Source organism: Noviherbaspirillum autotrophicum, from assembly GCF_000818395.1.
Lineage (GTDB): Bacteria > Pseudomonadota > Gammaproteobacteria > Burkholderiales > Burkholderiaceae_D > Noviherbaspirillum > Noviherbaspirillum autotrophicum.
Map to the genome: position 1 here is coordinate 898,726 of NZ_JWJG01000028.1, position 12,724 is coordinate 911,449.

The 12,724-nt window shown below is 58.0% G+C and carries 11 protein-coding genes and 1 tRNA gene; 5 read left to right on the plus strand and 7 right to left on the minus strand.

From position 1 onward, the window contains the following. On the plus strand, nucleotides 1-295 hold a 295-nt coding region (locus tag TSA66_RS05490; RefSeq protein ID WP_269748365.1), incomplete at its 5' end, for an acyl-CoA dehydrogenase family protein. A 13-nt stretch (nucleotides 296-308) separates the two neighbouring features. Next, entirely contained in the window at nucleotides 309-1,532 is a 1,224-nt protein-coding gene (locus TSA66_RS05495) for a CaiB/BaiF CoA transferase family protein (protein WP_040039306.1), read from the plus strand. Nucleotides 1,533-1,730: 198 nt separating this feature from the next. Here the strand turns inward: TSA66_RS05495 and TSA66_RS05500 are convergent. Then, nucleotides 1,731-1,817, minus strand: a tRNA-Leu gene (locus tag TSA66_RS05500). Between the two features lie 136 nt (nucleotides 1,818-1,953). Between TSA66_RS05500 and TSA66_RS05505 the strand changes: the two genes are divergently transcribed. The 3 genes from TSA66_RS05505 to TSA66_RS05515 all read left to right on the plus strand — a co-directional run bounded on the left by TSA66_RS05505 (nucleotide 1,954) and on the right by TSA66_RS05515 (nucleotide 6,554). Then, nucleotides 1,954-3,912 (plus strand): APC family permease, encoded by a 1,959-nt coding sequence (locus TSA66_RS05505; RefSeq protein WP_040039307.1) that lies wholly within the window; start codon nucleotides 1,954-1,956, stop codon nucleotides 3,910-3,912. A 1,126-nt stretch (nucleotides 3,913-5,038) separates the two neighbouring features. Beyond that, entirely contained in the window at nucleotides 5,039-5,890 is an 852-nt protein-coding gene (locus tag TSA66_RS26770) for a hypothetical protein (RefSeq protein WP_157691612.1), read from the plus strand. A gap of 490 nt (nucleotides 5,891-6,380) precedes the next feature. Further along, a complete protein-coding gene (locus TSA66_RS05515; RefSeq protein ID WP_040039309.1) occupies nucleotides 6,381-6,554 on the plus strand; it encodes a CsbD family protein in 174 nt (57 codons plus the stop codon). Between the two features lie 223 nt (nucleotides 6,555-6,777). Here TSA66_RS05515 and TSA66_RS26775 read toward each other — a convergent pair whose 3' ends face one another. From TSA66_RS26775 to trxA, 6 genes are all read right to left on the minus strand, one after another. Beyond that, on the minus strand, nucleotides 6,778-7,041 hold the full coding sequence (locus TSA66_RS26775) for a hypothetical protein (RefSeq protein WP_157691613.1): 264 nt from the start codon (nucleotides 7,039-7,041) through the stop codon (nucleotides 6,778-6,780). Nucleotides 7,042-7,272: 231 nt separating this feature from the next. After that, nucleotides 7,273-8,646: an MATE family efflux transporter gene (locus tag TSA66_RS05520; protein ID WP_040039310.1), complete on the minus strand. Its 1,374-nt coding sequence runs from the start codon at nucleotides 8,644-8,646 to the stop codon at nucleotides 7,273-7,275. After that, on the minus strand, nucleotides 8,643-10,355 hold the full coding sequence (locus TSA66_RS05525; protein WP_040039311.1) for an ArnT family glycosyltransferase: 1,713 nt from the start codon (nucleotides 10,353-10,355) through the stop codon (nucleotides 8,643-8,645). The genes TSA66_RS05520 and TSA66_RS05525 overlap by 4 nt, the downstream gene beginning before the upstream one ends. Nucleotides 10,356-10,476: 121 nt before the next feature. After that, a complete protein-coding gene (locus tag TSA66_RS05530; RefSeq protein WP_040039312.1) occupies nucleotides 10,477-10,743 on the minus strand; it encodes a type B 50S ribosomal protein L31 in 267 nt (88 codons plus the stop codon). A 228-nt stretch (nucleotides 10,744-10,971) separates the two neighbouring features. Beyond that, complete coding sequence (gene rho, locus TSA66_RS05535) at nucleotides 10,972-12,237, minus strand: transcription termination factor Rho (protein ID WP_040039313.1); 1,266 nt, start codon at nucleotides 12,235-12,237, stop codon at nucleotides 10,972-10,974. 100 nt (nucleotides 12,238-12,337) lie between these two features. Continuing rightward, nucleotides 12,338-12,664: a thioredoxin TrxA gene (gene trxA / locus TSA66_RS05540; protein WP_040039314.1), complete on the minus strand. Its 327-nt coding sequence runs from the start codon at nucleotides 12,662-12,664 to the stop codon at nucleotides 12,338-12,340. Nucleotides 12,665-12,724 lie beyond the last annotated feature (60 nt).

A 12,724-nucleotide genomic window follows, 5' to 3' on the forward strand; every position in this document is an offset into this window, starting at 1 on the left:
TGAAATCACGCTGGGTCTTCAGGGCTGCCTGCGCTTGGGCCGCATGAAGGATGAAGGCACGGCGACGGTGGAAATCACGTCGATCATGAAGCGCAACTCGTGCGGCAAGGCGCTGGACGTGGCGCGCATGGCGCGCGACATGCTGGGCGGGAACGGCATCTCGGATGAATTCGGCGTGATCCGCCACATGGTCAATCTCGAAGTCGTGAACACCTATGAAGGCACGCATGACATCCATGCACTGATCCTGGGCCGCGCACAGACCGGTATCCAGGCGTTTCAGGCTGGACAGTGAGAAGGAGCCGGGCATGAGCGGTGCACTCTCTCATATTCGTGTGCTGGACCTGTCGCGGGTGCTGGCTGGACCCTGGGCCGGGCAGTTGCTGGCTGACTTGGGCGCGGAGGTCATCAAGATCGAACGTCCGGACACGGGCGACGATACCCGTGCCTGGGGCCCGCCCTTTCTGCAGGATGGCGAAGGCAGGAACACGAGCGAAGCGGCGTACTACCTGTGCGCCAACCGCAACAAGAAGTCGGTGACAGTCGATATCGGCAGCGCGCAAGGGCAGGAATTGATCCGCGCGCTCGCCAGAAAAGCCGATGTCGTGCTGGAGAACTTCAAGGTTGGCGGCCTTGCGCAGTACGGCCTCGACTATGAAAGCCTGCGCGCGGAAAACTCGCGCCTGGTGTACTGCTCGATCACCGGTTTCGGCCAGATCGGACCCTACGCCAACCGCCCCGGCTACGACTTCCTGATCCAGGGGCTCGGCGGGCTGATGAGCATCACCGGCGCGCGCGCCGGAGAACCGGGCGCCGGGCCGCAGAAAGTCGGCGTCGCGCTGACCGACATCCTGACCGGGCTGTATGCGACCGTGGGTGTGCTGGCGGCGCTGGCGCACCGCGAGCGTACCGGGGAAGGGCAGTACATTGACCTGGCGCTTCTGGACGTGCAGATCGCGTGCCTGGCCAACCAGAACATGAACTTCCTGACTACCGGCACAGCACCCACGCGCATGGGCAATGCGCATCCAAACATTGTTCCCTACCAGGATTTTCCGACCGCTGATGGAGACATGATTCTTGCCGTCGGCAATGACAGGCAGTTCGCGTCCTTGTGCGGCGTACTCGGCCATTCCGAATGGGCGGCCGACGAGCGCTTCGCAACCAATGCCGGGCGGGTCAAGCACCGCGATGTGCTGGTCCCACTGATGCGGCAGGTCACGGTATTCAAGACTACGCAAGAGTGGATCGCGGCGCTGGAGGCGGCGAACGTGCCGTGCGGGCCGATCAATGACCTGAAGGCTGTGTACGACGATCCGCAGGTTAAGGCACGCGGCCTGCGCATGGAACTGCCGCATCCACTGGCAGGCACCACGCCCACGGTGGCAAATCCGCTCAGGTTATCGGCTACGCCAGTCGAATACCGTAATGCGCCGCCGCTCCTGGGACAGCACACGCACGAGGTCTTGCAGCAGCTGCTCGGCTTGTCCAGCGAACGCATCGGCACGCTCGCGTCTTCCGGCATTATCTAGATAGAGGGGCAATGGGACGAATGGCTAGATGCGTGGCCAATTCGTTCCCAATCTGGACGGGAAGAAATATCCAGTATTGTGGGCCGGTATGCTGGGCTTCAATGAACATCCCGATATTTCCAAAAGCAAAAAACCCGCGCTCTTCATAGGAGAAACGAGGGTTTTCTGGACTATCTTGGGCTGCTTAAAACATTCTTTTGGTGCCGAGAGCCGGAATCGAACCGGCACGCTGTTTCCAGCGCGGGATTTTGAGTCCCGTGCGTCTACCTATTCCGCCATCTCGGCGGCACACAAGGCGGCATTATCGCTGATTTGCGACGATCGGGCAACATGCCTTCCGCAGATTGCATTGTCACAGCGGAATTGAAAGGCGTATCATCGCCTACTTTAGCTATTTCAGGCGCACACGCGTAACACAAGAATGAAGCCAGCCAAGATCCGTGAAATTGTCCTCGGCAAAGCGCTTGATCCGCTGAAGAGCGAGACACGCCATTCGCTGGCACTGGTCGCATTCCTGGCTTGGGTCGGTCTGGGGGCGGACGGGCTGTCTTCGTCCGCGTACGGCCCGGAAGAGGCGTTCAAGGCGCTCGGCACGCACGGCCATTTCGGTGTCTACCTGGCCCTGGCAACGGCGATCACGGTGTTCATCATTTCACTGGCGTATAACCAGGTCATCGAACTGTTCCCGACCGGCGGCGGTGGCTACCGGATCGCGACCACGCTGATCGGGCCGTATGCCGGCCTGGTATCGGGTGCGGCCCTGATCGTCGACTACGTACTGACCATTTCGATTTCGGTTGCCAGTTGCGTCGATGCGCTGTTCAGCTTGCTGCCGCTGGGAGCCCAGGCGTACAAGTTGATGGTGGAGGTTGCATTTGTGCTGTTTCTGTTGCTCATCAACCTGCGCGGCGCCAAGGAATCGATCAAGATACTGTTGCCGATTTTCCTCGGCTTTGTCGTCAGCCATGCGATCCTTATCGTCTACGGGCTGGTCGCACATGCGTCGGGCCTGCCAGAACTGATCCCCGACACGATCGACGAAACCAGGAAGCTCGCGAGCGAAACTTCCTGGGTGTTTACGATTGCATTGCTGCTGAAAGCGTATTCGCTGGGCGGCGGTACCTATACCGGTATCGAGGCGGTATCGAATAACGTCAATTCGCTGGCCGAGCCGCGCGTGCGCACCGGCAAGCTCACCATGCTGTACATGGCGTTCAGCCTCGCGTTTACCGCAGCCGGCATCATCCTTCTGTACCTGCTGTGGAATGCCGTGCCGGTCGAAGGCCGCACGCTCAATGCCGTGGTGTTCAACTCGATTCTGGCAAATATGGGATTTTCCGGGGCCAGCCTCGGTTTTGCATTGACGGCCGTGCTGGCGTTCGAGGCGGGGCTGCTGCTGGTGGCCGCCAATGCGGGTTTTCTGGGCGGTCCGGCGGTACTGTCGAACATGGCAGCCGATTCCTGGGTGCCGCATAAATTCCGCTACCTGTCGACCCGTCTCGTGACGCAGAACGGTATCCTGGTGATGGGAGTGGCCGCACTTGCCGTATTGTTCTGGACCGGCGGCAAGGTCGACCTGCTGGTCGTTCTCTACAGTATTAACGTATTCCTGACGTTCAGCCTGTCTCTCGCAGGCCTGTGCCTGTACTGGATCAAGCATCGCAACGATGGCTTGCCGTGGCGCAGCCGCCTGCTGCTGTCGGCGCTTGGCCTGGTGGTCACATGCAGCATCTTGGCCGTCACCGTCGTCGAGAAATTCTTCGAGGGCGGTTGGATGACGGTGCTGATTACCACCATCGTCATTGGCCTGTGCCTGTATATCCGCTCGCATTACCGCGAAACGAAGGAAAAGATCGGTGCGGTCGACCAGGTCTTCGCCAACCAGCCGTTCGGCTCGCATGTCGGCCCGGTCGAGCCCAATCCGGAAAACCAGACGGCGGTATTCATCGTCGGTTCGTCGCGCGGCGGCGGTCTGCATGCATTGCTGTGGGTGCAGCGCATGTTCCCCGGCCACTTCAAGAACTTCATTTTCGTCAATGCGCGCACCGTCGATTCCCACGCCTATGGTGGCGAGGGGGCGGTCGAGCAGATGCGCGCCGAGGCTAACGCCACCCTCAAGTTCTTCGTCGACTTTTGTCACAGCCACGGCATGGCGTCTGCGGCATATCTCGGCTTCGGCACCGACGTCGTCGTCGAGGTGACCAAACTGTGCGAAAAGATCAGCGAGGAATATCCGAATTCGATTTTCTTCACCAGCAAGCTGATCTTCGAGGACGACAACTGGTTCACGCGCATGCTGCACAACCAGGCGGCGCTCGCCATCCAGCGCCGATTGCATTTCGAGAGCTTGCAGATGGTGATTCTGCCGATGAAAGTCTAATAGGCTTGGGCATATCCAGATGCCGCCTATGACGAGTTCAAGGCATGGTTCAAGCGCGAGTACATTGCATCTAAATTCCCGAGCTATATGTTGACACAGTCAGCGAAAGGGAAAATTGCGAAGACCATGGTGGAAAAAGCAATCGAAGCAATTACCGGCAAAGCTATCGGATATACGAAGGAAACAAGTAATTAGCCGCTTAGCCAATCGCTGGAACACTTTTAGTCAAGCCCGCTCGGAGCGGGCTTTTTTTCGCCTTGGTTCTGTCGCAAGATTGGGCTCAAAACCCTACGCCAAATCCTACTCCTCCAACTGTGCGGCCGCCCGAGTGACCCATTCCAACGCCAATATGCGCGCCAGGCGTCGGATAAGCAACGCCCTGATCGGCAACGGTTTGATTGGCAGCGTCCGGAGCATAAGGTTGAGTGATTGCGCACCCGGAAACCAAAATACCTAGAATCATTGAAGCAATAGGGCGTGACATAGAACCTCCGGCAAAAATACTCATCGCTCCCTGATATTACCGATGGTGGGGAACTCCACCCCATCCGCGCCCACCGCCGAACCGATTCCCGCCTCCCCAGTGGTTGCCGCCGCCCCAAGGGTGTCCACCACCCCAGTGATGGCCTCCGTGTCCTCCTCCGCCACTCCAATATCCAAAATTGAAGCTGAATCTGACCGGAGGCCCGACGTACACTGGCGGCGGCTGAACATATACGGGCGCTGGCGGGTAGTAGTACCCGTAGCCCTGCTCAACATATACCGGAGCTGCCTGGGAGTAAGGATAATCGCTGTAGGCCGGCTCATACACGGCGCAGCCTCCAAGCAACATTGACATGGCAAGCGGCGCAATCGCTGCCTTGAATGCGGAGTTCATGAGACAACATCCTTTCCTTATCAGTATAGGAAAGGAATGGGAAACCGCAGGACAACTTTTACTGATCCAGCGCCGCCCGCGCAGTGAAAGCTCAGCAGGTTTTTTGTCTACCCCCCCATAGATATGGCATAGATCTATTGCGGGAAATGCGATGTAATCGCGCCGGCAGGAATCTTGTCATATGGAAAATCTCAACTATTTTCTTTTCACATAAATTTTTAAAAATATATGCGCCGTAGTTCTCTCTGCATGGCAGTCACTGCTGCAACAATTTCAGTTGCGGCACACGCTGATGACATTATTTCCAGATTCACTGTTCGTGATGCTGGACAGTTCGCCGTTGATGCCGTCATAGCTGGTACGGTAAACAGAAATTCAATAATCAGCACATCCGGGCAGGGCTTGATTGGAGAGGAGCGGGACCATCTAACCTCAGCAGCAATCGGTGGCAATATTGGGCTTGGCAGCGGATTTGAAGCGCGGCTCTTTGTTCCGTATGTACGAAATCGTTACGATGTCGACCTAAGCACTCCTGTCCCCGACAAATTCTCTAATAAGAAAGAGCAATGGGGGGATGCATTAATTAGCTTGAAATACCGCGCCTTCCGAAGTGCTAATGGATCTGACGAGATGCAGATCAATGGCTCAGTTTTGCATCACAGTGGTAATTCTGGCTACATTGCAGTCGAACTAGACTATCTACATTCTTTTAACGACGATCTAAGCATTGCGGTCGCCCCGCGCTACACAAAACGGCAAGGGCTTGCCCCGAATGAAGTCGGGCTGGGCGCATATTTGATGTCCAAATTGACGCCCAAAATTCACGTCGTACCGTTTTTATATTTGACCAGAATTAGATCGCATGGATTTACACTCCCTGACGTACCGAACATCGGCGACGTTTCTAACGTAAATTTTTCCGCGTCTTCCGTATTTGAGGTTGGCTTGGAAATGAGGTGTTCCCCAGCGAAAAGCTGGAATCTTACTCCTCGTTTAGTTGCGTTCCACCAAACTCCGATTGATTCTTCGTCTTCAAATGTTAATGGTTGGGGCGCAAAGAATGGGGTATCGGCCTCGCTCACACTCCAAAAGGAGTTTTAACGATTTTGTGTAGGCCGATTTAAGAAGGCAATCCTATCAAGGTTTATTTCCTGAAATAGGGCAATGGATGGGGCCATATTTAATGCTGAAAATACTGCAGCCTTTACTTGGGGAGACTTTGCAGCTTATTTGGTGATTCTGCCGATGAAAGTCTAGATTTAGCGCGATACGTTGATCTGTTGACGCCCAATTAACAGGTGCCTCCCTAACCCTCCGCTTGCGGAGGGTTTTTCATTTCTGCCGGGCCATTAATCGGTTCTTAGTTCTAGCGAGGCACAACATATTTCCTTGGAGAATATGTGTTATCTATTTAGTGAAGCAGACAAATTGCTCATATGTGAGTAATATAGCGACTGTCTCCTCCAACTCTCTCCAAGATTGGATTTCACCCGCTACCGCAAGGCTAGCGGGTTTTTTTTCGTGCAATGAACTATCGCGCGGCATCCTGGCCTAATTTGAAACATGGATTAATTTTGGAAAGGAGCTGTCCATGAATAAGGACCAAGTCAAAGGCGCAGTGAAAGATGCTGCTGGAAAAGTGCAACAGAAGGCCGGTGAAATGACGGGCAGCCAAGAGCAGCAAATGAAAGGCGTTGAAAAGCAAGCCGAAGGAAAGACCCAAAAGGTCGCCGGCAATGTCAAAGACGCCGCCCGTAAACATTGACCGTCGATCAAGCCTGAAACTCGCCCGCCCCGAGCGGGCGTTTTTATTTCTTAGCGCAAGTCATCTTTTGACTTTCCAGCTCTCTTCAAGACATTTTTGTTTTAGGTCAATCGACCTATTTAACCGCGCTCTATCGTGAGATTGCCGGTTGCCATTTCCCTGGCTCCGGCGCCTCTGCTTGTTGCCTGCACAGTGAAAGCTGTGCAGGCTTTTTTTCTAAGTGTCAGTGGCGATGGTGGTGGTGGCCGCCCCACCAGCCGAAATTAAAGCCAAACGATACGGGAGGCGCGACATACACTGGTGCGGGTTCGACATAGACCGGGGCCGGCTGACTGTAGTAGCCATAGCCAGGTTGCGCATAGACCGGGGCCATCTGTTGGTAGTACGGCCCTTGACTATAAGCCGGTGGCGGGCCATACACTGAACATCCTCCAAGGACGATGGATGTGCCGGCAAGCATTAATAGCGCTTTAAACAGAGATTTCATTACACGACTTCCTTTTTGACCAATATAGAAAAGGAATGAGTATTTGTGGAAACTTTTACACGCCCTTACATGGTGTAATCCGGCAGTCGCCATGCTACGGTTTGCTTTCCGAAATGGGGCAGTCACTGGCGAGAAAATGCTCACATCCTCGACAGATTAGGCATTTTCGATGTGCCTGGATAGGCTGCGAAGGAAAGTGTGGTGAAGGCGGCTTGTTGGGGCGGTGCGGAATTATCGTTCGTGCCCGGCGTTGCGCTGGACCAGATGCAAGTACCACAGCAAGCCGGCGGCGACCAGGGCCAGGCTGGTGCTGTTGCCCATCCAAAAACCCGCCGCGCCCTGGAAGATCGGTGGACTGAAACCGAACGGGTCGAGCCCGAGCACATAGCCGCCGCCCAGTCCCACGCCCCACAACGCAAACGCATACATCAGCGTCGGAACGACTGCCACCTTGTAGGCGCGCAGTACGAAGGCTGTGGTGACCTGCACCGAATCGAATAGCTGGTAGAACGCGATGAATACGAACAGCGGTAGCGCCGTTGCAGCGACCGACGCATCCGGCGTGTAGGCGCGAATGATCGCTTCGCGCGCGAGCCAGACGATGCCGCCGATGCTCACCGACAGGATGGCGGCCAGCCGGATGCCGGCGAAACCGATGCGGCGCGCCATGTCGAATTCGCGCGCGCCGACGGCCTGCGCGACCAGGATGCCGGTCGCATTGGCAATCGACAGCGGCAGCATGTACAGCACGGTTCCGAAATTGGCGGTGATCTGATGGCCGGCCACGACCGTGGCGCCCAGGCGCGCAATGAACAGCGCCATGAAGGTGAAGGCTGTGACTTCGATCAGGTAGGACAGGCCCATCGGGATGCCGAGCTTGAGCAGTTCGCGCTGTGCCGCCCATTTCGGCGCTGCCAGGCCGGTGCCGAAAATCCCGTATGCCCGGTAGCTGGAGTGAGTGCGCAGGAGCAGGCCGCCGACCAGGAACAGGGTCCAGGCGATAACCGCCGTGGCGACTGCGCAGCCGGGGCCGCCCAGGGCCGGAATGCCGAAGCCGCCGAAGATAAACAGGGCGTTGAGCGGCACCTTCAGTGCGAGCGCGCCGACCTGCAGCGCCATCACCATTTTCGGCTGGCCGATGGCGGTATTGAGCGACGCGTAAATGCGAAACCCCAGGGTGGCGGGCAACGCCAGCGCCAGGATGCGCAGGTACAGCATAGATTTTTCGTTCAGTTCCGGCGAGGCATGCGCTAACGCCAGCAGTGGCTGCGGGAATGCCAGTGCAATACAGCCGGCAATCGTCAGGAACAGGGCGAGCCAGATTCCCTGCTTGATCTCGGCGCCGATGTCCTGGAAGCGTTGTGCGCCGAACAGCTGGCCGATCACGGGCGACATCGCGGCCAGCACGCCGTTGAGTCCCACAAAGATGCTGATGTAGATCGACGCACCCAGCGCGAGCGTCGCCAGGTCGGTGGCCGAAAAGCGTGAAGTCATCGCCGTGTCGATCACGCCGTTGGCGATGACGGCGAGCTGGCCAATCAGGATCGGCCAGGCCAGCGCCGCAATACGGAGGGTGAAGCGGGGCGGAGTTTGAGTCGGAGTCAATTGACGCGTTGATAAAGGCGGAAGCGCTCGTCGCGGTCGGACGGGCGGCGGCCCTCCCACAACAGGGTCCACTGGAAGCCGGAGCGCCGTATCAGGTTGGCGTTTTCATGTCCGCGATTGCGGTCCTGCAGCAGCAGGAAGTCGCAGTGCGCATCGTCGAAGCGGGCAAACGGGACATGGCCGAAATACGCGAACGAGGCCCGTTGCGCGGCGCCGACGTCGGAGTCGACGCAGCTGCGGGACGGCAGTTTCCTCGCGATTTCCCGGGCCACGCCAGCATAGCTCTTGCCGTAATTAATCCACGGCAGCCACAACGTCATCAGCAGCGACCAGCACAGGATCACGCCGCCGGACGACAGCACCACTGCGCGCCACAGCACCGACGGATGGCGCGAAATGCGCCAGTGCACCAGCACGAACCAGCCGATTGTCGCGCCGGCCGCAATCAGGAACGCGATCAGGTTGAATTCCGGCTTGAAGCCGGGCGCCAGCTTGAAGGCATTTTTTGCGATTTGCGCCGGCCAGCCGGTTTGCTTGGCAATCCAGCCAATCCAGATGAAGGCGGCGGACGCGGTCAGCGTCATCACGGCGAACCAGTCGACGGCGTTGATCGCACCGCGCTTCATGGTGGGCAGCCCGAACGCGGCGAGAATCGCCAGCGGCGGCAGCAGGGGCAGCAGCACACCCTCCTCGGAATGCGGATTGATCATCGCCAGCAGCGCAACGGCGACGAAAAACGCGAGCGGAATCGTGACGTGCGGCGCGGAAGACTGCCTGCGCCATGCATATACCGCCCAGCCGGCAAATGGCCAGGCCGGCCACGCGAACACGATGCCGTTCTTTAGCAAGAATTTCAGCGACTCCCAGGACGGCATGCCCACCTGACTGAGGTTCCACAGCATCCAGGCGTCATAGGGCGAACTGTCGAACGGACGCGCGATGCTGCTGGCCACAAGCCAGGTGCTGGCAACGGCGACCGCCACCGGCAGCGTCACCATGGTCAGACGTGCCACCAGCACGCGCTCGCGCATTGCCGCCAGCGCCAGCAGCGCAATCCATATGGCCAGCGGCACGACCCAGCCGCGGGTTAGGACCAGCAGGCCCAGCGCGGTACCCAGTACGGCTGCGGCCCGCATTGAGCGCGATTCGAGCAGACGTGCCGCCGCATACATGCTGGATGCTACCAGCGACACCTGCAATGCTTCCGCACTGGTGCTATGGCTGGGCAACAGCAGGCCGAGGCAGCCGAGATAGATCAGCAGCGCGCCGTCGGCCAGCATGCGGCCGTAGTCCTTGGCCTCGGGCTGGCCGCCGAATGCCAGTTTCAGCGGTTGCGCCTCCGGACGGCGTCCAAGCAAGTAGGTGGTGTACCAGACTGAAAAACAGCCGAGCAGGAAGAAGGCGATGGTCGCGATGCGGGCTGCCAACGCATCGTCCAGCACTGCGCCGAACAGCTTGATGCACAGGGCGCCGATCCAGAATGCAAGCGGGCCCTTGTCGGCCATCGGCAGGCCGACGACGTGCGGCCATAGCCAGTCGCTAAGCCCGCCGTGCGCCATGGTCCACATGATCCCGAAGCCGGCCGCGTCGTCGCTTTTCCATGGGTCGCGCCGCAGCACGCCGGGCAGGATGTACAGCATGCACAGCGTGATCAAGACCCAGCGGGGAAGCGCATTCGTGGCGGAAGCGGGGAGGCGGACGGGCTTCATGTCGGGGACGGGGCGGCTTTGTTGTTATTGGCGTGGGCGATATTGTGCCGCAAAAGCACTGTGCTATGCATAAAACAAAAAAGGCAGCCGGGGCTGCCTTCTTGCGTACGAAGCAACGGGATTAGCCTGCAGCTTGCGTCTTGGAACCGCGGGTGCCGAACTTCTGGCGGAATTTTTCCACACGGCCAGCGGTGTCGACGATCTTGTGCTTGCCGGTATAGAACGGGTGCGATTCCGCGGTCACTTCCAGCTTCACCAGCGGGTAATCCTTGCCTTCGAAATTGATGGTTTCTTTGGTCTGGATCGTGGAGCGGGTGATGAATTTGAAGTCGTTGGACATGTCTTGGAACACGACTTCGCGGTAATCCGGGTGAATGCCTTCTTTCATGGTTTTCCTCTCGATAGTTTGGTAGCCAATCGGCACTTCGTCGGTCCTGCTGCTTCTTGACCCGATTGCCGGTCACTTGCCTGGGGGTGAAAACCGGGGATTATACAATGGAATCAGGGGTTTGCGCGAGGTGCATGTGCTTTGTGCAAGAAGCCGCTTTTCTTGTTTCAGCAGGAATAAAAAAGGCGCATGCAGTGCATGCGCCTTTTGTGATCACGAAGCTATTTATCAGGCTCCGCCACGCCGCATCATTTCAAAGAACTCGGCGTTGTTCTTGGTCGACTTCATCTTGTCGAGGATGAATTCCATCGCTTCGATTTCATCCATGCCGTACAACAGCTTGCGCAGGATCCAGATCTTCTGCAGCTGGTCCGGCTTGATCAGCAGTTCTTCGCGACGGGTGCCGGACTTGTTCAGGTTGATCGAAGGATAGACGCGCTTTTCGGCCAGTCGGCGTTCCAAGTGTACTTCCATGTTGCCGGTGCCCTTGAATTCCTCGTAGATCACGTCGTCCATGCGGCTGCCGGTTTCGATCAGGGCGGTGGCGATGATGGTGAGCGAGCCGCCTTCTTCAACGTTGCGCGCCGCTCCGAAGAAGCGCTTCGGGCGTTGCAGCGCGTTGGCGTCGACACCGCCGGTCAGCACCTTGCCGGACGCCGGAATCACGGTGTTGTAGGCGCGCGCCAGACGGGTGATCGAGTCGAGCAGGATCACGACGTCGCGCTTCATCTCGACCAGGCGCTTGGCCTTTTCCAGCACCATTTCCGCAACCTGCACGTGACGGGTGGCCGGTTCGTCGAAGGTCGAGGCGACTACTTCGCCGCGCACCGAGCGCTGCATTTCGGTCACTTCTTCCGGACGCTCGTCGATCAGCAGCACGATCAGCGTGGTGTCCGGATGGTTGGTGGTGATCGCATGCGCGATATGCTGCAGCATCACCGATTTGCCGGACTTCGGCGACGCCACCAAGAGGCCGCGCTGGCCACGGCCGATCGGCGCAATCATGTCGATGATGCGGCCGGTGATGTTTTCCTCGCCGCGCATTTCGCGCTCGAGGTGCAGCAGCTTGTTCGGATGCAGCGGCGTCAGGTTTTCGAACAGGATGCGGTGCTTGGAAGCCTCCGGCGGTTCGCCGTTGACCTTGTCCACCTTCACTAATGCAAAGTAGCGCTCGCCGTCTTTCGGGGTGCGGACTTCGCCTTCGATCGAATCGCCGGTATGCAGATTGAAGCGGCGGATTTGCGAAGGCGAGATATAGATGTCGTCGGTCGATGCCATGTAGCTCGCGTCGGGCGAGCGCAAAAAACCGAAGCCGTCGGGCAGGACTTCGAGCACGCCGTCGCCGAAAATCTGTTCGCCGGCCTTGGCGCGCTTTTTCAGGATCGCGAACATCAGTTCCTGCTTGCGCAGCCGTGCGGCATTGTCGATTTCCAGTCCGATGGCCATTTCGAGCAGGGCCGAGACGTGAAGCGCCTTGAGTTCAGATAAATGCATAGTGAGTGTCCCGGGATGGGAAAAATAAGGTGGGGGAGGGAACTGCGAGGATGGTCAATTTAACAGCGGCGGTACGAATGTACCGCCGCGCTGGTCACAATCAGATGTTGCTGTCGATGAACGAGGTGAGCTGGCCTTTTGCCATGGCGCCGACTTTCTGCGCCGCCGGTACGCCGTTCTTGAAGAGGATCAGCGTCGGAATGCCGCGAATGCCGAACTTGGCCGGCACTGCCTGGTTGGCGTCGACATCCATCTTCGCGATCTGCAGCTTGCCGTCGTATTCTTTGGCAACTTCTTCCAGGATCGGGGCAATCATCTTGCAAGGACCGCACCATTCGGCCCAGAAGTCAACCAGAACCGGCTTGTCGGACTTCAGGACGTCCGAATCGAAAGAGGCATCAGTGATGTATTTAATGTTTTCGCTCATGATTTCCTCGATGAGAGGGTAAAAGGGGTCATGCCAACGCCAACAGACTTAGTGACCTTG

Bases quoted from the DNA above. Each gene is read 5' to 3' on its own strand.
- TSA66_RS05495 (WP_040039306.1), top strand. From the start codon at position 309: ATGAGCGGTGCACTCTCTCATATTCGTGTGCTGGACCTGTCGCGGGTG.
- trxA (WP_040039314.1), bottom strand. From the start codon at position 12,664: ATGAGCGAAAACATTAAATACATCACTGATGCCTCTTTCGATTCGGAC.
- rho (WP_040039313.1), bottom strand. From the start codon at position 12,237: ATGCATTTATCTGAACTCAAGGCGCTTCACGTCTCGGCCCTGCTCGAA.
- TSA66_RS05505 (WP_040039307.1), top strand. From the start codon at position 1,954: ATGAAGCCAGCCAAGATCCGTGAAATTGTCCTCGGCAAAGCGCTTGAT.
- TSA66_RS26770 (WP_157691612.1), top strand. From the start codon at position 5,039: ATGGCAGTCACTGCTGCAACAATTTCAGTTGCGGCACACGCTGATGAC.
- TSA66_RS05530 (WP_040039312.1), bottom strand. From the start codon at position 10,743: ATGAAAGAAGGCATTCACCCGGATTACCGCGAAGTCGTGTTCCAAGAC.
- TSA66_RS05515 (WP_040039309.1), top strand. From the start codon at position 6,381: ATGAATAAGGACCAAGTCAAAGGCGCAGTGAAAGATGCTGCTGGAAAA.
- TSA66_RS05525 (WP_040039311.1), bottom strand. From the start codon at position 10,355: ATGAAGCCCGTCCGCCTCCCCGCTTCCGCCACGAATGCGCTTCCCCGC.
- TSA66_RS26775 (WP_157691613.1), bottom strand. From the start codon at position 7,041: ATGAAATCTCTGTTTAAAGCGCTATTAATGCTTGCCGGCACATCCATC.